Raw genomic sequence first — 21,426 nt, forward strand, 5'->3', positions numbered from 1 at the left:
CCGAACTCGGACGTGAAACCTGACTGCGCCAATGGTACTGTGGCTCAAGCCCCGGAAGAGTAGGGCGTCGCCAGGCATTATAGCTCGCGCTTTGTTGAAAAACGCATAAAACCCATTCACATATCCCATACACAAAAAGGGCGCTCCTGTTAGGGAGCGCCCTTTTTGTTGTGTCCATAACCATCCCGAAATACCAGCGCAGCGGGGTCTCCAGCCAGCCCCGCCAGGTGACAAAATTGTAATCACACGCCCACCTCAGCCACATCGTAAGCGCTAAAACACCCCCACAGTGGAGCGCTTAGGCGGCTTGATCGATGACGGGGCTGGCGGTGGCGCGACTATTGCCAAGAAGACGAAGCGCTATCCCGGTGGTCCGACCGATGAAAAATGGGATCGCCTGGCGCCCCTGATGCCCAAACCGGGGCGCCGGGGCCGTTCGCGCGAAGTGGATTTCCGCGAGGTAATCAACGCCGTGCGCTACCTTGTTCGGTCGGGCTGTGGCTGGCGGATGCTGCCGATCCATTTTGGGGCATGGCAGACGGTCTATGGCTGGTTCCGGGAACTGGCTCGCAGGTTCCTGTTCCAGACAATCCATGACATCGAACTGATGCTCGATCGCGAGCGCCAAGGGCGGGAGGCCAGTCCGAGCGCAGCAGTGATCGACAGCCAGTGGGGCAAGGCGCCATCGGCAGAAAAGCGTGGGTTTGACGCAGGCAGGAAGGTTGTCGGGCGCAAGCGGCATATCGCCGTCGATACCGATGGACGGCTGCTGATGGTCAACCTGACCACTGCGGACATTTCGGACAGCGCGGGTGCCCAGTCCATCCTCGATGGCATCCGCAAACGCTGGCCCTGGATCAAGCATCTCTTCGCCGATGGCGCCTATGACCGCCTCAAGCTCATGGACAAGGCAAGCTATCTGGATTTCGTCGTCGAGGTCATTCGACGCAGCGATCAGTAGCAGGGCTTCAAGGTTCTGCCCCGACGATGGGTCGTTGAGCGGACCTTTGGCTGGATGATCCGATGGCGCCGATTGGTCCGCGATTACGAAAAGCGCATCGACGTCTCGCAGGCCATGATCCTCGTCGCCGTGGGCGGCAATCTGCTACGCCGAAACGTTCACCCCTGATTTTCCAAACCGCTCTAAGACGCGATGCCGCCAGTGACCGTGCGAAAAATTTCTTTCCGGTATCGACGCTACGGCATGGCAAATGCGTGGGCATTATGCCGCTTGCCCGCCCGATTTATGGCCTTCAGCGGCTAGGAGACAGGCTGGAAGATCAGTATGCACCTTGCAACCGCCTGGGATTCGCGTCCCTGACCGGCGCATAATGATAATCGTAAAGGAGCCTGATATCCCCATGTCCCTGCTGGATCGTTTCAAGGATCGGCTTGCGCTTCCCGCCATAGCATCGCCGATGTTCATCATATCCCAGCCCGATCTGGTGATGGCGCAATGCCGGGCTGGTGTGATCGGCGCTTTCCCGTCGCTCAACGCCCGTCCATCGGGGGTATTCGAACAATGGTTGCAACGGCTGACGACGGAACTGACAGACCGTGACGCGCCGTTTGCCGTCAACCTGATCGTGCACAGGTCCAATCCCCGATTGCAGGAGGATCTGGAACTGTGTTGCAAATATCGCGTGCCGATCATCATCACATCGCTCGGTGCCCAGGCAGAGGTCAATGCGGCGATCCACAGCTATGGCGGCATCGTCCTGCATGATGTGATCAACGACAGGTTCGCCAGGAAAGCGGTGGAAAAGGGTGCGGACGGGCTGATTGCCGTGGCGGCAGGTGCCGGCGGCCATGCCGGCACCCTGTCGCCCTTTGCTCTGGTGCAGGAAATTCGTAGCTGGTTTGATGGTCCGCTGGCCTTGTCTGGTTCGATCGCCAATGGCGCGGCGATCCTGTCGGCGCAGGCGATGGGCGCTGATCTGGCCTATATCGGGTCGGCCTTCATCGCGACGCAGGAAGCCAATGCTGATCCGGCCTATAAGCAGATGCTGGTCGATAGCAGCGCCAGCGACATCGTCTATTCGAACCTGTTTACCGGCGTGCACGGCAATTATCTGCGTGGATCGATCGTCCGTGCGGGACTGGACCCCGACAATCTCGCTTCGTCCGATCCATCGAAGATGGATTTCGCCAGCATGACCGATAGCAAGAAGGCCTGGCGCGACATATGGGGATGCGGGCAGGGGATCGGCGCCGTGGACGCTGTCGTTCCAGCGGCGGACCTCATCGGTCGGCTGAAAAACGAATATCAGACGGCGCGCGAACGGATTTGCGCCTTCCCCTGAACAAGGAAACCCCCGCCGGGGTGAACCGGCGGGGGCGCTGCGACGTGTCCAGGCGTCGAAGTCAGTAATCGAAGCCGAGCGTCACGCCATAGGTGCGCGGGGCGCCGGCATAGCCATTGTCGCCGCTGTTGGTGGCGCTGATCTGGCTGCGGTAGAAGGCGTCGGTCAGGTTCTTGCCCCACAGGCGGACATAGAATTTGTCGCCCGGCTCCTTCCACGTCACCGATGCATCGACCGTATTATAGCTGGGCTGCTTCACCCGTTCGTCGGCGGTCGCGACAAAGCCGTCATTATAATAATAATTGCCTGCCAACGTGAAGGTGCCTGCGCTGGTGGGGATATCCAGGCTGCCGCCCAGGCTGACGGTGAATTCGGGCGTATTTTGCAGCCGGTTGCCCGAAGCATCGCCGCGCAGCAGGCAGTTGCCGCCAAGCTGCGCCGACGGCGCCCCGAATGTCCCCAGACAACTGGTGTTGGCGACGGTCGCGCCCGTCTTGCTGTCGACATAGCTATAGGAAGAGGGGCTGAAGCCCGCTGCGACCGGATAGGGGATGGAGATGATCGCGTCGGTAAAGGACTTGTACCGGGCGTCGGTCCAGTTGAAGCCGCCGAACAGGCGCAGATTGTCGCTCACCTGCCAGGTCAGGTCGGCGTCGATGCCGTAGATACGGGCGCCCTTGCGCGCATTATAGACATTGTTGACGCCAGCGATCACCTGGATCACCTGCACCGCCGACTGGTCGTAATAATAGCCGGCGACGTTCAGTCGAACCTTGCGGTCGAACAGATCGGTTTTCAGCCCCACTTCATAGGCATCGACGACTTCGGGCTCCAGCACATTGAAGGGTGTCGCAATCTGCGGAACGAAGGTGCCGCTGCGGAAGCCGCGATTATAGCTGACATAAGCCATGACTTCGGGAGAGAAACGATGATCGACCGACAGGCGCCAGGTCAGCTTCTTGAACGTCCGTTCCGCCTGATCATAGTCGGTTGTCGTCGTCACACCGGTTGCGCCATTATAGGCGACGCGCTGGGCATCGATATCCCGCTGATCGTAGGTATAGCGAAGGCCCGCCGTGATCTTGGTACTCTCGCCCAGCTCATAGGTGCCGTCGGCGAAACCGGCGATCGATTCCAGCCCGATGTCGGTGAAATCGTCCGAATAGCCATTGTCGCCAAAGGTGGTCAGGCCCGTCGTGCGGCCGGGATACTGGCCCGCGCTGCTCTTCATGTAGAAGCCGCCGACGACCCAGTTGAACGGTCCGTCATTGTCGGAAATCAGGTCGATTTCCTGCGTGAACTGCTTGTCGCGATTATTATTGTCGATCCGCAGGCGCGGCTGCACCGTGCCGTCGGGATCGAAAAAGGTCCGCAAATGGGTCTTGCGATAGGCGGTGATGCTGCGCAGGTTCACGCCGCCCAGTTCCTGATCGATCGTCAGGCTGACGCCCTTCTGGCTACCGCGCAGCGTCGGATCGAAGTCGGAATAAATGTCGCGCTGCGGATCGCCACCCAGCGATTTGATGACGGCGGGCACATCCTGCCCGGCGCTGTTGCGGCTGAAGGTGACGAAGGCGGGGTCGGCAGCCCGCCGCCCGAAATAATCGCCCGACAGGACGATCGATGTCGTATCGCCCGGCTCCCAGAGCAATTTTCCGCGCAGCGAGTAGGTGCGGTCGGTCTGGATATCGTTGCCGGTATAGACATTCTTGCCATAGCCGTCGTCGCGATTTTCATATTGCCCGGCCAGACTGAAGGCGAGGCTAGGGGCAAGGCCCCCCGATACGAATGCCGCCGCGCTGACCGTATCATAGCTGCCGTAACCGAAACGGCCCGATGCGGTATAGTCGTAGCTGGGCTTGCGCGTGGTGATCTGGATCAGGCCACCCGTCGCGTTGCGACCGAATAATGTGCCCTGCGGCCCCTTCAGCACTGCGACCTGCTGCACGTCGAACAGGGACTGAAGCGCACCGATGGCAGAACCATAATAGACCCCGTCGACATACACTGCGACGGGATTTTCGATACCCGCGCCCTGACCGGTGGCGCCGACGCCGCGAATGCGCGGCAGGCCGAAACCGCCGGCGGCCGTGGTGACATTGAGCGCGGGAACCGCAGCCCGCAGATCCTCCGTGCTGGTAACGCCAGAAGCGGCAATGTCTGCCGTGCTCAGCGCGGTGATCGCAACAGCCACATTCTGCGCATTTTCGGCGCGCTTCTGGGCGGTCACGATGATTTCGGAGACACCGTCCGTGGCCGCGGGCGGTTCAGTGGTCTGGGCAAGGGCAGGCATTGTCAGGGCAACGGCCATGACTGATAGCCCGCCCCGTAAGGCGGTTATTGAAAAGTTGCAGCGGCGCATGATGTGTCCTCCCCATGGTGCGCTGTTATATTCAATTCCTTTTTTCGGAATTGCTTGTCTTTGTTATAATGGAAGCGGTTTTCTGACGTATAAGAAAGGCGGCGGAAGCCTATCGATTTCCGCCGCCTTGTTTCGGCTTTATTATCCGAGCGATCCGGTGGTTTCGTCGAACAGTTCGTCGACGTTGAGCTTGCGTGGGATGATCTTCTGTTCGAAGGCCCATTCGATGGCGAGTTGCAGGCCCTTGCGGTTCGCTTCGACGCCCATGGGTGGGAAGGGATTGGGCAGGCCGCCTTCGGTCAGGTTGCGGCTTTCCTCGACCATGCGATAGATTTCGCGCACCACGTCCGGCCGGTTCTTCGAAATGTCCTGATGGACGACGAAGATATGATTGATCGGCACGACGCCTTCGCGCGCGAACCAGTCCTTGGCGGCATTGAACGGATCGGGCACCAGCCGTTCCACACGTGGATCCTTGGGCAAATCGACGCCCTGAAGCGTGGCGGCCAGTTCGCCGTCCAGCATCATCTGGCCGATATTCGATCCCTTGGGGAGCGGCACGCAATTGTCGGGGTCGCTATATTCCTCCAGATGCCCTTCGCCCACGGTCATCCATGTGACCTTGTCCAGATCGACACCATATTCATGTTGCAGGATGCCGCGTATCCACAGGCCCGTGGTCTGGGCATAGGTGCGCACGCCGACCTGTTTGCCCTCGATATCCTTGGGGTCGATATGACCCAGCTCGCGGTTGAACCCGGCGCAATGATGCTGGAACCGGCCGGAAACCGGCGCAGGCAGCAGTATATAGGGCTTGTTATAGCATTTCGCCTGCAAATAGGTGACGATCGCCAGTTCACCGGCATCATACATGTTGCGACGGATCATGTCCTTGAACCCGTTCTGCGCCGGATCCGGCCCGCAACAGTCGAGCTTCACGATGTCGGACGTCACCCGGCCTTCATGAATAGCCCTGGTCATCGGCGACAAGGCCAGGTTGGTACGCAGAGTCAGCACGTCGTCGGCGGTGGTCGCCATATCCTCTACCCCTTATGCAAGAGACTATGTTTACAGTCTGACTTCGATCAGCGACGGCCCCGGCTCGCGCGCCGAATTCTGCATCGCTCTGGTGAAATCCTCGGCCGTTTCCACGGCCAGCGCGGGCACGCCCATGCTTTTCGCCATGGCGACCCAGTCGATGGTCGGACGGTCGATGTCGATCATCGCCATCGCCTGTGCGCCCGGCGTGCCCGCGCCCATATTGGCATATTCGGCCTTCAGGATGGCATAGGTGCGATTGGCGAAGATGACGGTAGTGATGTTCAGCCCCTCGCGGGCCTGGGTCCAGAGCGACTGGATCGTATACATGGCGCTGCCATCGCCCACCATGCAGAAGACCCGGCGATCCGGGCAGGCCAGCGCCGCGCCGGTGGCGACTGGCGTGCCATAGCCGATGGAGCCGCCCATATTGTTGATCAGGTCATGCGGCACCGCGCCCATGGTGTGGCCCATGGATTCGCGGCCGGTGGTCAGCGATTCATCGACCAGGATGCAGTTTTCCGGCAACGCCACCGCCAGCGCATGGGCGATGCTGAGCGGATTGAGCGCACCGGTCGGGGCAGGCGTTTCGATCCGCTGCTGGATGATCGGCGCGATATGGGTCGCGCTTAGCGCGTCGAGCAGCATCTCGAAGGCGGCTATGCTATCTTCATGATCCTCGACCAGCGGATGGACGATCGTGCCTTCCTTCTTCATCAGGCTGGGCTTGTCGGGATAAGCGAAGAAGGCGACCGGCTCGCGCGTTTCGACCGTGATGATATGTTTGAAGCCGTCGAGGAAGGCCATCGCCTGCGGCACGGCATAGGGGATGCGCTCGATCGGGGTGCGACCCGCGCCACGCTCGATCCGGGCGGTGAAGAATTGCGAGCCGAGGCGAGCGCCGGTGGCAGCAGCCACCTTGCCCGCCAACTCCAGCGCCCGCCCGCGCGTTGCCTTGTTGCCCAGAATGATCAGTGTGGGTTCGCCGGAATTGAGGATCTGCGCGATATGGTCGATCCGGGCGGCGGCAGGGGCCGGGCGCATCTTCACGATCTTCGGCAGTGTTACCGCGCTCTGCGCCTGCTGCCAGCTCGTGTCGCCGGGCAGGATCAGGGTCGCGATCTTGCCGGGATGTTCGGACGCGGTCGCCACGGCCTGCGCCGCGTCCCAGGCGATGGTCGATGCACTGTCGGCCCGGCGCACCCAATGGCTGAGTGGCCGCGCCAGCCCCTCAATGTCCGACTGGAGCGGCGGGTCGTAGCGCAGGTGCGATACCGAATGCTCGCCGATGATGTTGACCATGCCGGACGAGGCGCGCCTGGCATTGTGGATATTGGCAAGGCCATTCGCCAGCCCCGGCCCCAGATGGAGCAGGGTGGAGGCGGGGCGGTCCTTCATACGGTACCAGCCATCAGCCGCGCCGGTCGCAATCCCCTCGAACAGGCAGAGCACGCTCTTCATTCGGGGATTTTCCAGCGCCGCCAGAAAATGCATTTCCGACGTGCCGGGATTGGCGAAGCAGATGTCGACACCCTGATCGACCAGCGTGTTGACGAGGCTTTCGGCGCCGTTCATGTCAATAGCCCGCCAGTTCGCGGCCCTGACCGACCACGCCATAGCTGCGCGACGGGGCGGACATCAGGAAGCGATAGCCTTCGCCGATCAACCGCTCGACATTCTTCGCATTGGTGTGCGGGTTGCCGACGACGACATTGTGCTTCTTGCAGACCTCCACGATCTTGTTCATCGCGCTGACGACTTCGGGATGCTCATACTGACGCGGATAGCCCAGCGCCTGACTGAGATCGCCCTCGCCGATCAACACCAGCCCGATGCCCGGCACATTGGCCAGGATATCATCCAGATTTTCGATCGCTTCGGGGCTTTCGCACATCATGCCGACCAGAAGCTCGCCATGCGGCACCAGCGGCCAGACGTCTGCCCTGGCGTAATAATCCGCCTGGCTGAGGCCCCAGTAGCGCGCGGCGGTGGCAGGCCCGTCGCCGCGAATGCCCTTGGGCTCATAATAGGCCGCGCCCGTCGGCTTGGCATAGCGGCAGGAAGCCACCGCGTTCCACGCATGTTCGACGGTCGAGACATGGGGCGTGATCACGCCATAGACGCCGCGATCCAGCACCTGCTTGGCCTGGAACTGGTTCATCTCGCCGCCATTGGCGGGGATGCGCGCCAGCGGCGTCACCGACGGGGCGACCGACCCCGTTTCGGCGATCTTCTTGCGGTTGAGCATATATTGCAGCGCGTCGCCCAGCGCCGAAACATCATAGGGATTATGCTCCATTTCGAAGACCACACCGTCATAGGGGGCATCGGTCATTTCCTGCGCGATCAGTTTGTCCACCTTGGCGAAGCAGGTGAAGGCGGGCTTGCCGGCTTCGAAGGCGCGGATGACGCCATTGAGGCGCGTGTCGGTCATATCGGTCGTCCGTTCTTGTCTGAATGAAGGGGGAAGCGCGCCGTTTATTCGGGCGCGTTCCAGTACATGAAGCCCATGCCCTCGCCGGTGCCGGCCGCCGTGCGCCAGCAGGGGACATAGTCCACCAGGGTCATTTCCGCGCCGGTATGCTGGAGCGCCATCATGACGATCGAGTAGATCTTCACTTCCGATGTGCCGGACTGATAATAGCCGTCCGGGATCGCGGCGAGGCCCTCATAGTCATAGGCGGCCAGCTTCCCCATGACGTCGCGATCGAACGCCTCGTCATTGACGAAGTGCGACAGACCACCCGATGCGATCACCGCGACACGGACATCTTCCGGCCAGGCCTCGATCGCGTCGCGCAGCACGCGGCCGAATTCGATGCAGCGGCTCATGGACGGCTGGGTCGGCGGATAGAAGAGGTTGAACAGCACCGGCACATGCGGCGGCACATCGTCGCCCATGATCTGATGATAGACGAAGCTATAGGCATGCGGCACGACCGGATAGTCTGCCTTGCGTCCCTGATTCTTCTCCATCCAGACATTTTCGGGCCAGGCCTGAAGGTCGTTGAGGTCGAAGCCCTCTTTCTGGAAGGTCTTGATCAGATAGGTGGCAAGGTCAGGATAGGCCTGATGCACGACATGATGGTCGGGGGCATAGACCGGGCGCTGGGGCGGGCCGTTATGCACGTCCTGCCCGGTGTAGATGGTGATCGACGGGGACTGGTCGGGCCAGATTTCCTTCTGGTCCTTGCCCAGAATGATCGCGACATCGACCTTCGCCGCCTTGTAGGCTTCGGCCATCTCGTCCAGCGCCGCGCGGCATTTGGTGGCGCGCTCGGTGCGCTCCTCGATAGTCAGGAATGGCTCGAACGCCGCGCCGCGATGCGCCTCCAGTTCCGGATAGGTCCAGGTGCGGTTCTGGAACCAGAGTTCCGGATTATTGCGATCCCGGTCGCCATTATTGAGCCAGTCCTCCGGCTTTTGCCCCAGCATCCCGCTGTGCGGCACCGCCATCCCAAACACGATCTTTGCCATAAAATCCTCTGTCTATGGGCGCGCAGACTATGTGCTGCGCAGAAGCCGGACCAATCCAAAGCAGGTCCGGCGCGATAGCTTATTCCGATATTTTCGGTGCCCATTGCGGGCGGAGCAAAATCCAGGTCGCGGCTGCCCCGATGATCAGGAAGACAAAGATCACAAGCATCGGCAGGTCATATCCGCCGCTGACGTGCAGCAGCCATCCCGACAGGCTGGCCGCAACGCCCCCTGCGAGCGATGTCGCCACCTGCTGCACGCCCGTCACCAGCCCGATCGCTGGCTTGGGGATCAGCGTCAGGCGGCAGAGCGCCAGATTGTTCGCGGTCGCCAGGCCCAGGAAGGAGAGGGAGAAGACGTTCCAGAACAGCGCCATCGACAGGCTGGGGGCATAGGCGCCCAGCATGACGGTGCAGGCGCCGATGAAGCCGGCGATGACGAAGGCCTTGCGCACGAAGACCGGATCGCCGCCCCGCTCGATCATCTTGTCCGCGACCCAGCCCGCGATGACAGCGACGATGGCGATGCCGGCAAAGCTGAAAAAGGTGTAGAGGCCGGATTCCTTCAGCGACAGGCCGCGTTCCTCGACCAGATAGGCGGGCATCCAGGTCATGCAGTAGAAGGTGAAATAGCCGTAGCAGAAATTGACGATCATCGCGCCCCACACAAGCGGGCTTCTCAGGATCGCGCCCATAGTCACGGCCGATGCCTTCTTCTTCGCGCTTTCTCGTTCCTCGACCGTCGGCCAGTCGTTCCGCACCGTCAGAATCCAGGGGATCAGCCAGATGAAGCCCGCCACGCCGGTCAGGATGAACATCATCCGCCAGTCATAATTGACGATCAGCCAGGCCGCGACCGGCGCGCCGATTGCCGGGCCGAACTTGTTGCCCATGGCGAAGATGCCGACCGCCGTTCCATTCTGCCGTTCGCTGAAATTGTTTTTGATCCAGCGATAGCTGGCCGGCATGACGATCGCTTCAGCCGCGCCGATCAGCAGGCGCATGGTCAGCAGGGTCGCGAAAGCATCGACCAAACCGATGGCCGCCGTCGCCAAGCACCAGAGTACGAAACAGATCGTGTATGGCACCTTCACGCCGTAGCGATCAACCAGCCAGCCCATCGGAATCTGTACCAGCCCATAGGACCAGAAAAAGGCGGAGTTCAGCCAGCCACGGTCCAGATCGGACAGGCCGAAATGCTGGATGAAGGGTGGGTCCGCCAGCGCGGATGAGATGCTGGTCCTGTCAACGAAGGCAATCAGAACGCCGGTCGCCAACAGGAACAATATCAGCCAGCGCCCGGCAGGAGAGAGTTCCGGCACGCGCGCCGCCGATACGGCGGTTTCCTTCGATAATGGGGATGATGCCATGGACCCTCTCCTTATGGGCATTCGTTATTTTTCGGGACGCCAGAGCGTCGTCAGTCCGCCAGAGCGGGATAGAGTGTCTGCGCTGTCTTGCCGAAGATCCATTGCTGGTCTGCCTCGCTCAGCGAAGCGAGACCGGCCTTTGCGGTCGCGAGGATATCGGCCAGCGTGCCGGGCGATGTCGGGAAGTTCGAACCCCAAGCCATGCGATTTGCGCCGAAAGCAGCCGCGACCTTCGGGAAGAAAGTCTCAGCCGAGGCCTTCTCCTTCTTCACATCGCCAAAGATGCGGGGCGTGAGCTTGAGGTAGATGTTGGGAATGTCGGCCAGCGCGAACAGGCTGTCGGCATTGGCATAGGGCGGTCCATCCAGTACATCGGGGCGACCCAGATGATCGAGGATGATGTTGACCTTGGGGAAGCGCTTCGCCAGGTCCGTCACCTGCGGCAGTCCGATCGGACCGGTCTGGATGCACATCGGCACGCCCAGTTCGCCCAGCACCTCCCAGGCCGGGTATGCGGCCGGGTTTTCCAGTTCGGTCGGATCGAAATCCTTGGTCGATCCCCCGGTAAAGATGCGCAGGCCCTTGAGGCCCTTGTCCACCCAGCCCCGGATCACCGGTACCGCGTCGCCCGCAGCGACATCGACCGATCCGACCGCGATCAGCCGGTCGGGAAACAGGTTGCAGCCATCCACCACATAGCTGTTGTCGAAGCCATAGGTGGTGGAGGAGTGAACGACGGCCGCCTTGTCGACCCCGGCTTCGTCCATCGCGGCGATCAGCGCGTCGACGGTGCAGGGCCGCTCCTGCGACCAGTCGGACCGCTTGCCGAACAAAGGCGCGGGCGGATAGCGGGTCGCGTCGTCGGAAATGATATGCGGGTGAATGTCGATGATGCGCATGATCAGAGCCCCTTCGCCTTGAGATGCGCATCGAGTCGCGGATAGACGCGGCGGGCATTGCCTTCGAAGATGGCCTGGCGATCGGCGTCGCTGAGCGCGTCGCACTGGTCGACATAGCGCTTGGTATCGTCGAAATAATGGCCGGTGTTCGGGTCTTTGCCGCGCACCGCGCCGATCATTTCCGACCCGAACAGCACATTGCTGGTCGGCACCACCTTGGTCAGCAGTTCGACGCCGGGATGGTGATAGACGCAGGTGTCGAAGAAGATATTGTCAAGCAGCCCTTCGAGCGGGCGCTTGGCGATCTCCAGGCTCATGCCGCGATAGCGGCCCCAATGATAAGGCACCGCGCCGCCGCCATGCGGAATGATCAGGCGCAGGGTCGGAAAGTCCTTGAACAGGTCCGATTGCAGGATCTGCATGAAGACCGACGTGTCGGCATTCAGATAATGCGCGCCGGTGCCATGGAAGTTGGGATTACAGGATGCTGCGACATGCACCATCGCGGGCACGTCCAGTTCGCAGATCGCCTCGAACAGCGGATACCATTCTTTGTCTGTGAAAGGCTTGCCGGTCCAGTAACCGCCGGTCGGATCGGGGTTCACATTGACGCCGACGAAGCCCAGTTCGTTGACCATGCGCCGAAGTTCGGGGATCGAGTTTTTTGGGGGGGCCAGCGGCGATTGCGGCAGCATGCCCACCGGCACGAAATTGTCGGGATAGATATCGCACACCCGGCGGACCAGATCGTTGCTGATCGTCGCCCATTCCAGGCTGGTACGTTCATTGCCCAGATGATGGCTCATCAGGCCGGCGATCGGCGAGAAAAGGGTCAGGTCGCTACCGCGCTCCTGCTGGAGCTTGAGTTGCCCATTGCCCACGCCTTCGCGAATATCATCGTCGGTGACGATACAGTCCGAAACTTTGGGGGCATTTACAGGATCGTTGGCGGAATCCACCTGTCTGGCGCGCCAGTCGCGGAAGGACTGGGGCACGGTAGTAAAATGGCCGTGGCAATCGATAATCATGATCTCTCCGTCCGCTGGGCGGCTTTTGTCGTGTCTGGCTTAGGCCCGGACCGCGCAGCGGCGGCATTGAATCCGGGCATAGCGGGATAAGAGTTGTTCCGGGCGAACGGCATCTCTGCGTCCGCCCGGTAGCGGGATCAGGCGGTGAGCGCGGGCACCTGTTCGGGATCGACGAACAGTTCGTCCATGCTCATCCGGCGCGGCGTCAGCCCCTGGTCGAAGGCGGTCTTTTCTAGCGCTTCGATCGTCGCGCGGTTCGCTTCGATGCCATAAGGCAGCGGATCGGGGCCGACGATCGTCTGGAGCTTGCGATATTTGTCCGCGCCAGCGCCGGTGGCTTCGCCGCTGTTGAGCTTGGCGACCCAATCATCCTTGGCTTTGGTAAAGGCATCGTAGATGGAGCGGGCGACCCATGGGTGTTCTTCCAGCACGCTGTCCTTGACGACGATCGTGCCGTGCATCGGATAGACGCCGGTGCGGGCATAATAATCCGCTTCCAGTGCCTCGGCATTGGGGAAGAGGTCGGGATAATTGGCTTCGACCTCCTGCCAGCCGCCGGTCGGCGCGCCGGTGCGGCCGATGCCCGCCGCCGCATCGAAGCCCGCGACGATGTCGCCGCGCGCCATCATGTCGGCCAGGCTGTCGCCCGCCGCCACATGGCTGACATTGGCAGGAAGCTGCAATTCCTGCACATGCTCCTCGTCATCGACGAACCAGTTTATCTTGCTGTTGTCGACGCCATATTCGTCGATCAGCACCTGCCGGGTCCATACCCCCGTCGTCACTGAATAGGCGCGCACGCCGGCCTTCTTGCCTTCCAGATCTTTGGGGCTGACTATGCCCGCATCAGGACGGACCAGCAGGCCCGAATGGTGGAAGCGACGGACCACGAAGATTGGCAGCGCCTTGAACTTCTTCCCATAGGCGCGGGCGATGATGTAGGTCGTGGGCGCAATCTCGCACACGTCGAATTCCAGATCGCGGACCATCCGCCGAAACGCGCCAATCTGCGGCTTGACGGTGACGATCTCCGCATCGACCCCCTCGATTGGGATCGACCCGTCCCGAATGGCAGAGGTATGCGGATGATCCGCAACGGCGATCTTTAGATGAACCTTCGACACAGGGACTCTCCCGCTCATTTTTGACGCCCATGGTGAAGCGCTTGGCCGGCATATTAGTCAACGCACCCCGACATGTTACCAAAGAGCCGCGACCTGTTTTCAATCAGCTGGTTGCAGGCCTATTCCATGCTTCGGCCTTTCAATAGCTATAAATCTCATGCTATCGATGATGCTGGGATGAGGATCAGAAGCGGAGAAAAGCGTGTCGCAGGATATAGAAGCGATCAGTTTCCGTCAGCTCCGGCTGTTCGAATCGGTAGGACGTCTGAAGAGCGTGCGGCGCGCGTCGGAGGACTGTAACTTATCACAGCCGGCGGTCACCCAATCGCTCAGCAAGCTGGAGCAACTGGTCGACGCCCGCTTGGTGGAACGGCGGGCAAGCGGCTCCTATCTCAACGATAATGGCGAACTTTTCTACCGGCGCGTATCGCGCTTCATCACCCAGTTCGAACAGGCTCTGGCGCTGTTCGGGGTGGAAGGGGGGATGGTCGGCGCGAAGACGGTCGCCGCGCGGCTGCTGCGCTCGCAGGTCCGGGCGCTGATCGCCATCGTCGAACAGGGTTCCTTCCCGCTTGCGGCGCAAGCACTGGGTCTTTCGCCCGCCACGCTCCAGCGCGCTGCCCGCGATCTGGAAAGCAATGTCCGCAAGCCGCTCTTTTACCGCACGGCAGCCGGCACCATTCCGACGCCCGATGGCATCCAGCTTGGGCGGCGGCTCAAGCTATGCATACAGGAAATCGACTGGGGCGTTCAGGAACTGGCGGAAGCCCATGGTGGCACGACCGCCCCCCTGATCGTCGGCGCCATGCCCTTGGGCGGCAGCGTCTTGCTGGCATCAATGCTGGAAGATTTCATTCGCGCCGCGCCGCAGGCCCAGGTCGTCGTGCGCAATGAAAGCGCGGTGGAAATGGTCAAGAGCCTGCGAGCGGGCGATGTCGACTTCGTCGTAGGCTTGTTGCCGCAGGAAAATGCCGACGATCTGGATACGCTGCCGCTTGCGCGCACGCCCTATTCGATCGTGGCGCGGGAAGGGCATCCGTTGCTGCGGCAGTCCACCGTCACCCGCGACGATCTCGCCCGTTTCGACTGGCTTGTCGGTGCGCCGGGCTCCAGTCGCCGGGCCTGTTTCGATCGGCTGTTCGATGGTGATCCGGGTGTCCGCTCGCCCATTTCCACCTCTGCGCTGGCGGTGATCCGGCCGTTGCTCCTTGGCAGTGACCGTCTGACGCTGATGACCTCCTATGAATTGCAGCATGAAGGGCAGGGTATGGCGGCCATCGATTATGGTCCGATCAGCCCGGTGCCTGTCATTGCCGTGACGACCCGCGCCAACTGGTTGCCGACCAGATTGCATGCCCGTTTCGTCCAGATGATCCGCGATCATGTCGCTGCGACCATTCCGATCCGGACGGAATCTGCGGCGCTGGAACTGGCATAATAGACTGAATTAGCGCCGAACCGGGCGGCAATCGCCGCCCGGCTGATCAGAGCATCTTCCGGATCGACAGCATCACCGTCCGCCCGTCCGGGTCCAGATAGGCACCCTGATAGGCGGTCGGCGTCGCCCCGGTCCCATCGGTCACATTCTGCCGCGTGTTGAGGATATTCTTCACCGACAGGCTGACCCGCATACCCCGCGCCCAATTCTGATTGTGAATCCGGTTGGACAGGTTGGCGAAAAGGCGCAGGTCGAATGTCAGCAGCGATCCGAAATGCAGGTCGCTGCCTGCACTGTTCTGGTCCGCCGTGACGATTGCGCTGCTCTTCCAATTGCTGTCGAGCCGCAAACCGACGCCATTGTCGATGACACCGCTGCTGAACTGGACGCTATGGCGCGATTGCGCCGTGCCGCCCAATGTGCCGCCTTCCAGCAGGTCGATCCACGAAGTCCCTTCCCGCAACAAGATGGCGTCGCGCAGGATCACGCTGTGGTAGAGCGAAAATTGCAGCCGCGCGCCATTGTCGCTGCCGCCACCGCCCGGTCCGCCGGGGCCGCCCGGCGGTGGACCCATGCCACCCGGACCACCGCCCATGCCACCGGGCGGGCCACCACCGGGTGGCGGACCCATCCCGTCTGGCGGTGGTCCCGGTGGTGGTCCGCCGAAGCCGTCCGGCCCGCCAAAGCCACCGGACGGGCCCATCGGCGTCGCGTCGTCGCCGCGTTGTCCGGTGACCAGGATATCCGCGTCATCCTGCGGTCCATGCTCCTGATCGCTGCCTTCTGGCGCAGCGGTATCGGGGCCTGATCCGGGCGCGGCGCCGGCCTGTGGTGCAGCGCCATCCTCTGCCGACATTGCTGGCTGTGCCCGCTTTACCCAATTCGGCGGGACGAAGCCAGCCGGCGGCGCGGGCCGTTTGGGCGCGCGCAGGACGGTGGTGAAATTCATGCCCCAACGGAACTGGTCCACATCCTCCCGCGCGACATTGACCGGCTGGGTGTTGATGCGAACCAGATTGCCCTCATCATCCCGCTCGTAGCGGTCGGGAAAGGCTTCCTCCAATGCGACCGACGTGCCCGAAAGGCTGACGATGGCATTGCGCGTCCGGCTGCTGACATAATTGGCCGACAGGCTCAGATTCAGCTTCGACCAGGGTTTGATAGTCGCACCCAGCTTGAGTTGATGGCGATTGTCCGCTTTCAGGTCAGGATTGCCGCCGCTGACCTGGGTCACCGTGGCGGTATCCCCGGTGACATAGTCATAGATGCGCACATTGCTGGTGGTGATCGTGGGATCATTGCGATCCGACAATGTGGGCGCCGACCGATCATTGTTGATCGCCGCAATGAAGGTGATCCCGGTACGCGGCGTCCAGCTCAGCCCGTAACCCAGCGTCGCCAGCGCGCCATAATCGGAATATTGGGTGACGGACGCATTGGCATTGGCCGTCAATGTCCCAAGTGGCGACAGGAATCCGTTCCGTCGACTGGCGATCGGCAGGTCGATGCTGATCTGCGCGCCGCCGGTCGTACGGCGGGCAGTCCGCGTGGTGGTGACGCTGTCTTCCTCGCTGGTCGAGCGCAGCGAACTGGTGTCGCCGCTAAACCGCAGGCTGACCCCCATATTACCGGCAGGCAATTTCAACAATTTGCCGTTGATCAGCAGGCTGGCGCTGCCGCTGTCGGACAGGGCGCTGGACCGCCGGGTCTGCATCCGCCCGAGCAGGCTGGAAGGTAGGACGCCATTGGCATCGACATTCTCGCCGGCATCCAGCGCGGCCTGAAGCGCCGTCAGATCATAGCCGGTATCGCTGTCGGTCTCGACGTCCGAATGGCTGTAGCTGCCGATCAGGGACAGGCGCCAGGTCTTCGACAATTCAGCGTTCAGGCTGACGCCGGTGCTCAGCGACAGGGTGCGGCTGTCCTGCCGCAGCGGATCTGTCGACAGGATGCGATCGATCGTCTCGCTGCTGCCGTCGGACGTCGTGGTCAGGCTACCCGTTGGCAGGCCGTTGAGCGCCGCGCTGGTCGAATAATTGACCCGCCCGTTCCACGACATGTTCACCTTGTCGGCCAGTTGATGCGCGACATTGGCGTTGAGCATATAGGTGCGCGTGGAAGGCGACAGGGTGCGATAACGGCCGACATTGTCCACCTGCCCGGTCGGATCGGTGGACGTATCCGTGGATACGATGTCGCGCTCGCTTTCCAGCAGCGATGCGGTCGACTTTGCGCGTGCGGTGATGTTGACCCGGTCATTGTCGCGGATGCGGGTGTAGCCAAAGTCGCCGGCGGCATTTTCCCCCTGTCCTGCCGTATCGAAGCCGCCGGACAGGTTCGCGACCTGCGACCGGAAGCGACGGTGCAAGATGATGTTCACCACCTTGCGCTGCGCATCATAGCCATATTTCAGCGCGACCTCCTCGGGCAGGATATCGAGCCGCAATATGGCTTCTGTCGGCAGGTCGTTGACTTCGTTGACGCCGGAAATGCGCTTGCCGTTGACCAGCACGACCGGGCCGTCATCGCTGCGCCCCTGATTGCTTTGGGTCTGGGAGGCGATTTCGTCCAGCAATTCGCTGATCGTGCCGACGCCATAGGCGTCGATATCGGCGCGGTTGAGCTGGTTTTCCGCCGGGATATCGCCGATGACCGCGCCCGGCGGCGCCTGACCGGTGACGACGATATCGTCCGCAGCGGGCGTCGCGGCGGCACTCGTTGCTGCCAGCACGGGTGACAGTGCGAACGGGCTGCATCCGGACAGCAACAGGATGAGGCCCGCGCGATGGCGCGGGCCGGCAAGGCAGGACAGGTTCATGATAGTACCGGTTTCTTAGCGCGGTGGCCGACCATTGCCGCCCATGGGCGGTGGCCCGCCGCCGGGGCGATTGTCGCGCGGCATCAGGCGGCGCATCTCGTCCGGCGACAATTCGCCATCCTTGTCGATATCCGCTGCGTCGAAGCGCGCCCGCTCATGAGCCAGCAATTCGTCCAGAGACATGCCGGCATCATAATTGCTGTTGGCCTGGGCGATCAGGGTGACATCGATCGGCTGGATCAGATGTTCCAGGATGCCATCTTCCGGATCGTCGCCGACATGAGGGCGAATGACTTCGGCGATCGGCCCGTCGCGGTCACCGCGAGCACCCGCATCGGTCGATGACACCGATCCCATCTGGTTCTGCCAGGCCAGAAACTCGTCCGGGCTGATTGCGCCATTGCGATCCTTGTCGATGGCGGCAAAGCGCTTGCGGATGATGTCGTCTCGTCGCGCCTGAATGACGGCGCGCAATTCCTGAATCGTCACCATGCCATCGCCATTGACATCGGCCTCACGGAACATCGCGGTGACGGCCTTGTCCAGCGCCGCGCGCCTGATCGGCTTCATCTCGCGCGGTTTGGACGGGCGATCGCCACCGGGAGGGCCACCACCGGGCGGTCCGCCCATGCCACCGCCGCCGGGTGATCCACCGCCACCCTGCGCGAGCAAGGGAGCGGCGCACAGTATAAGGGCGGCGCCGAAGAAAATCTTGCGCATCTGGATATCCATCATGGAGGAGGATCAACACCGGCCGGCGCCGATCGCTACGGGTTTACAGCTTGCAGCGAACCTTCTTGCCCTTCAGCAGATAGGTGTCGGAACTGCTATTGTAGCTTTTGTAGCGGTTCATGCAGCTCTTCTGGTGAGCGGTATAGCTGTCCTTCTTCACCGCAGTCGTCTTTGCGGGCGTCTTCTGAGCCGTCTTGGTCTGCGCGCTATGCGAGCCCTGGCTATGGGGCGCCTGTGCCTGCGCGGAGGCGGCGGCACACAGCGCAGCAAGGGTTGCAAGGCTCAGATATGGGGTGCGGGACATGGATAACCTTTCTGGTCGAGGACATGGGAGGGGCGCGGCCATTGATGCGCTTCGCCCCTGTCCCTTCCTCTCTGGGTCATCCACTTTGCGCTGTTATTTCAGGGATATTTCAGAAGCCTGTGCGGCACCCGATCAGTCTGGTTGCACCTGATCGAAACGGCGGGCCTGCCGTAGTTCGGGAAATAGCCCTGCCCACAGGCCCGCGACCAAAATCGCGGCGATGCCACCCGTAATGACTGCGCCGACAGGCCCGATCAGCGATGCGACCAGCCCCGACTCCATTTCGCCCAGTTCATTCGATCCCGCGACGAACAGGCTGGAAATCGCCCCGACCCGTCCGCGCTTGTCATCGGGTGTTGCGATCTGGAGCAGCGATTGCCGGATATAGACCGAAACCATATCGACCGCGCCCATCAGCGCCAGACAGGCGAGCGACAGGGGCATGCTGCGCGACAGGCCGAAACCGACAGTCATGGCGCCGAACAGCGCGACACATGCCAGCATCTTCACCCCGACTTCACGGCTCAGCGGGCGCCAGGACAGCCAGACCGCCGTCGCCAGCGCGCCGACCGACGATGCCGCGCGCAACTGCCCCAGTCCATCCGGCCCGACATGCAGGACATCACGGGCAAAGATCGGCAGCAGCGCCGTCACTCCGCCCAGCAAGACCGCGAACAGGTCCAGGCTGATCGCCCCCAGCAACAGCCGGTTGCTCATGACGTACCGCAACCCTTCCAGCATCTGCTGAAGCGGGCGAGCCGCGGTCATAGGAGTCTGTTGCTGGAGCGGCCGGATGGCAAGGTGCAGCAGCAATCCTGCCAGCAGCAGGGTGGCGCACAGTCCGAACGCCCATTTCGCGCCGACCGCATAGGCAAAGCCACCCAGCACCGGTCCCAATATCCCGCCGATGCGCCCCGCCACCGCACTGATGGCAATCGCCTGCGGCAGCGTGGCACGCGGCACCAGAGCGGGCGGCAGGGCGTTCATGGCCGGCATGTAGAAAGCCCGCGATGCGGCAAAACAGGCCGCGATGGCATAGAGCGTATAGAGGCCCGCGCCCGGCCCGAAGGCCATCAGCGACAGGATCGCCGCGCAACTCAATTGCCCGACCAGCGCCAGCCGCACCACATTGCGCCGATCGAAACGGTCCGCCGCCAGTCCGGTAAAGGGGCTGAGCATCAGCATCGGCAGGAATTGCACCAGCCCGATCAGGCCCAGTCGCAGCGCCGCACCGCGCACCCCCATGGACAGTCGCGCCTCGTCATAAACCGCCCAGCCCAGCGCCACGACCAGCCCACTATGGGCCAGCATCGCGCAGATGCGTGCCGTCCAATAATAGCGGAAATCCCGATAGGCAAAGGGATGGCGAACGAGAGTCCCCTGTGTTTCCACGCGATAAACGGGATCGTTCGCCATCTTCATCCATCCCATTCAGCCAATGATCGACCGTGCCGCTATCAGCGACAGTCACGCAGGTCGAGCCGATCGCGCGCCCCTGAGGCGGGCGCGGACGACAATGAATGGCACAGGGAAGGATATTTATCGCGATCAGGCCAGCGTGCGCCGGAACAACTCCATCGTCCGTGCCCAGGCCAGATCGGCTGCGGCCTTGTTGAAGCGCGGCGTCGTGTCATTGTTGAAGCCATGCTCCGCGCCATCATAGATATAGGTATGATAGCGCGTGCCGGCCTGTTTCAGCGCGGCCTCATAATCGGGCCAGGCGGCGTTGGTGCGGGTGTCGTTGCCGCCATAATGGATCAGCAGTTCGGCCTTTATCTTCGGCACGTCGGCCAGCGCCGCCGGGCTGCCATAGAAAGGCACCGCCGCCCGCAAATCGGCGATCCGGGTGGCGAGCAGATTGGCGATGCCCCCGCCGAAACAGAAGCCGACCGTACCCAGCTTGCCATTGCTGCCGGCCATGTCGCGCGCATGGTTCGTGGCGGCGACGAAATCCTCGCCGATCTTGCCCCGGTCCAGCGTGGCGAAAGCGGCGCGCGCCTTGTCCTCATCGCCCGGATAGCCGCCCAAAGTGGTGAGCGCATCGGGCGCGACCGCCATGAAACCGTCAAGCGCCAGCCGCCGCGCAATATCCTCGATATGGGGATTAAGACCGCGATTCTCATGCGCGACGATGATGACCGGCAAGGGAGCGCCGGCCTTTGAGGCCGGCCGCGCGACATAGGCGCGGATCGTACCGTTGCCTGCGGGTGAGGCGATGTCGACCCGCGACAGGGCCAGTCGCTCGTCATCGGGCCGGATCACCTGTCCACGCGCGAAATCCGGACTGAGCGCAGTCAGCGTCGCGGTCGCCGCTGCTGCCCCTCCTACATATAATGCGCATTGCTGAAGGAATCCGCGCCGATCGATCGCACCATGAACATAGGCATCGAACAGGTCGAGCACTGCGCGTGGATAGTGGCTGCCCGTCTCGGGACGTTCGGTCATGTCGCGATCCTTTCCGATTTGCCTATCAGCTTATCGGCCTCCGCAACCCTCTGGCCAACATAATCGCACCGTCCGCGATAAATAACGCG

Annotated in this window: 16 protein-coding genes and 1 pseudogene; 3 read left to right on the plus strand and 14 right to left on the minus strand. The window is 62.1% G+C overall.

What is annotated here, in order from left to right; all coding sequences use genetic code 11:
• Positions 1 to 307 precede the first annotated feature (307 nt).
• Positions 308 to 1,129 (plus strand): annotated as a pseudogene (locus BMY84_RS22805) (IS5 family transposase).
• A 232-nt stretch (positions 1,130 to 1,361) separates the two neighbouring features.
• Positions 1,362 to 2,303: an NAD(P)H-dependent flavin oxidoreductase gene (locus BMY84_RS22810; RefSeq protein WP_093086852.1), complete on the plus strand. Its 942-nt coding sequence runs from the start codon at positions 1,362 to 1,364 to the stop codon at positions 2,301 to 2,303.
• A 61-nt stretch (positions 2,304 to 2,364) separates the two neighbouring features.
• Here the strand turns inward: BMY84_RS22810 and BMY84_RS22815 are convergent, their stop codons facing one another.
• The 9 genes from BMY84_RS22815 to BMY84_RS22855 all read right to left on the minus strand — a co-directional run bounded on the left by BMY84_RS22815 (position 2,365) and on the right by BMY84_RS22855 (position 13,600).
• Positions 2,365 to 4,614, minus strand: coding sequence for a TonB-dependent receptor (locus tag BMY84_RS22815; protein WP_177204140.1), 2,250 nt, complete (start codon positions 4,612 to 4,614; stop codon positions 2,365 to 2,367).
• Between the two features lie 192 nt (positions 4,615 to 4,806).
• Positions 4,807 to 5,703 (minus strand): phosphate ABC transporter substrate-binding protein, encoded by an 897-nt coding sequence (locus tag BMY84_RS22820; RefSeq protein WP_093086855.1) that lies wholly within the window; start codon positions 5,701 to 5,703, stop codon positions 4,807 to 4,809.
• Between the two features lie 30 nt (positions 5,704 to 5,733).
• On the minus strand, positions 5,734 to 7,278 hold the full coding sequence (locus BMY84_RS22825; RefSeq protein ID WP_093086857.1) for an acetolactate synthase large subunit: 1,545 nt from the start codon (positions 7,276 to 7,278) through the stop codon (positions 5,734 to 5,736).
• A gap of 1 nt (position 7,279) precedes the next feature.
• The gene (locus BMY84_RS22830) at positions 7,280 to 8,137 is read right to left on the minus strand and encodes an HpcH/HpaI aldolase family protein (RefSeq protein ID WP_093086859.1); all 858 of its coding nucleotides are present in this window, start codon (positions 8,135 to 8,137) and stop codon (positions 7,280 to 7,282) included.
• A gap of 44 nt (positions 8,138 to 8,181) precedes the next feature.
• Entirely contained in the window at positions 8,182 to 9,180 is a 999-nt protein-coding gene (locus tag BMY84_RS22835) for a DODA-type extradiol aromatic ring-opening family dioxygenase (protein WP_093086860.1), read from the minus strand.
• A gap of 79 nt (positions 9,181 to 9,259) precedes the next feature.
• Positions 9,260 to 10,549 (minus strand): MFS transporter, encoded by a 1,290-nt coding sequence (locus BMY84_RS22840; RefSeq protein WP_093086862.1) that lies wholly within the window; start codon positions 10,547 to 10,549, stop codon positions 9,260 to 9,262.
• Positions 10,550 to 10,599: 50 nt separating this feature from the next.
• On the minus strand, positions 10,600 to 11,448 hold the full coding sequence (locus BMY84_RS22845; RefSeq protein ID WP_177204141.1) for an amidohydrolase family protein: 849 nt from the start codon (positions 11,446 to 11,448) through the stop codon (positions 10,600 to 10,602).
• 2 nt (positions 11,449 to 11,450) lie between these two features.
• Entirely contained in the window at positions 11,451 to 12,476 is a 1,026-nt protein-coding gene (locus BMY84_RS22850) for an amidohydrolase family protein (protein WP_093086864.1), read from the minus strand.
• A 137-nt stretch (positions 12,477 to 12,613) separates the two neighbouring features.
• A complete protein-coding gene (locus BMY84_RS22855) occupies positions 12,614 to 13,600 on the minus strand; it encodes a PhnD/SsuA/transferrin family substrate-binding protein (protein WP_256215383.1) in 987 nt (328 codons plus the stop codon).
• 202 nt (positions 13,601 to 13,802) lie between these two features.
• Here BMY84_RS22855 and BMY84_RS22860 point away from each other — a divergent pair, with 202 nt between their 5' ends.
• On the plus strand, positions 13,803 to 15,038 hold the full coding sequence (locus BMY84_RS22860) for a LysR family transcriptional regulator (RefSeq protein WP_093086867.1): 1,236 nt from the start codon (positions 13,803 to 13,805) through the stop codon (positions 15,036 to 15,038).
• 46 nt (positions 15,039 to 15,084) lie between these two features.
• Here BMY84_RS22860 and BMY84_RS22865 read toward each other — a convergent pair whose 3' ends face one another.
• From BMY84_RS22865 to BMY84_RS22885, 5 genes are all read right to left on the minus strand, one after another.
• Positions 15,085 to 17,856, minus strand: coding sequence for a TonB-dependent receptor (locus BMY84_RS22865; RefSeq protein WP_093086868.1), 2,772 nt, complete (start codon positions 17,854 to 17,856; stop codon positions 15,085 to 15,087).
• A 15-nt stretch (positions 17,857 to 17,871) separates the two neighbouring features.
• Complete coding sequence (locus tag BMY84_RS22870) at positions 17,872 to 18,576, minus strand: EF-hand domain-containing protein (protein ID WP_093086982.1); 705 nt, start codon at positions 18,574 to 18,576, stop codon at positions 17,872 to 17,874.
• 55 nt (positions 18,577 to 18,631) lie between these two features.
• Complete coding sequence (locus BMY84_RS22875; RefSeq protein ID WP_093086870.1) at positions 18,632 to 18,892, minus strand: BA14K family protein; 261 nt, start codon at positions 18,890 to 18,892, stop codon at positions 18,632 to 18,634.
• A gap of 132 nt (positions 18,893 to 19,024) precedes the next feature.
• Positions 19,025 to 20,308, minus strand: a complete 1,284-nt coding sequence (locus BMY84_RS22880) for an MFS transporter (RefSeq protein ID WP_093086983.1) — start codon at positions 20,306 to 20,308, stop codon at positions 19,025 to 19,027.
• 132 nt (positions 20,309 to 20,440) lie between these two features.
• On the minus strand, positions 20,441 to 21,337 hold the full coding sequence (locus BMY84_RS22885; protein ID WP_093086872.1) for a dienelactone hydrolase family protein: 897 nt from the start codon (positions 21,335 to 21,337) through the stop codon (positions 20,441 to 20,443).
• Between the last annotated feature and the right edge of the window lie 89 nt (positions 21,338 to 21,426).

The organism is Sphingobium sp. AP50, assembly GCF_900109095.1.
Classification (GTDB): Bacteria; Pseudomonadota; Alphaproteobacteria; order Sphingomonadales; family Sphingomonadaceae; genus Sphingobium.

Bases quoted from the DNA above. Each gene is read 5' to 3' on its own strand.
- BMY84_RS22810 (WP_093086852.1), top strand. From the start codon at position 1,362: ATGTCCCTGCTGGATCGTTTCAAGGATCGGCTTGCGCTTCCCGCCATA.
- BMY84_RS22815 (WP_177204140.1), bottom strand. From the start codon at position 4,614: ATGGCCGTTGCCCTGACAATGCCTGCCCTTGCCCAGACCACTGAACCG.
- BMY84_RS22820 (WP_093086855.1), bottom strand. From the start codon at position 5,703: ATGGCGACCACCGCCGACGACGTGCTGACTCTGCGTACCAACCTGGCC.
- BMY84_RS22825 (WP_093086857.1), bottom strand. From the start codon at position 7,278: ATGAACGGCGCCGAAAGCCTCGTCAACACGCTGGTCGATCAGGGTGTC.
- BMY84_RS22830 (WP_093086859.1), bottom strand. From the start codon at position 8,137: ATGACCGACACGCGCCTCAATGGCGTCATCCGCGCCTTCGAAGCCGGC.
- BMY84_RS22835 (WP_093086860.1), bottom strand. From the start codon at position 9,180: ATGGCAAAGATCGTGTTTGGGATGGCGGTGCCGCACAGCGGGATGCTG.
- BMY84_RS22840 (WP_093086862.1), bottom strand. From the start codon at position 10,549: ATGGCATCATCCCCATTATCGAAGGAAACCGCCGTATCGGCGGCGCGC.
- BMY84_RS22845 (WP_177204141.1), bottom strand. From the start codon at position 11,448: ATGCGCATCATCGACATTCACCCGCATATCATTTCCGACGACGCGACC.
- BMY84_RS22850 (WP_093086864.1), bottom strand. From the start codon at position 12,476: ATGATTATCGATTGCCACGGCCATTTTACTACCGTGCCCCAGTCCTTC.
- BMY84_RS22865 (WP_093086868.1), bottom strand. From the start codon at position 17,856: ATGAACCTGTCCTGCCTTGCCGGCCCGCGCCATCGCGCGGGCCTCATC.
- BMY84_RS22870 (WP_093086982.1), bottom strand. From the start codon at position 18,576: ATGCGCAAGATTTTCTTCGGCGCCGCCCTTATACTGTGCGCCGCTCCC.
- BMY84_RS22875 (WP_093086870.1), bottom strand. From the start codon at position 18,892: ATGTCCCGCACCCCATATCTGAGCCTTGCAACCCTTGCTGCGCTGTGT.
- BMY84_RS22880 (WP_093086983.1), bottom strand. From the start codon at position 20,308: ATGGCGAACGATCCCGTTTATCGCGTGGAAACACAGGGGACTCTCGTT.
- BMY84_RS22885 (WP_093086872.1), bottom strand. From the start codon at position 21,337: ATGACCGAACGTCCCGAGACGGGCAGCCACTATCCACGCGCAGTGCTC.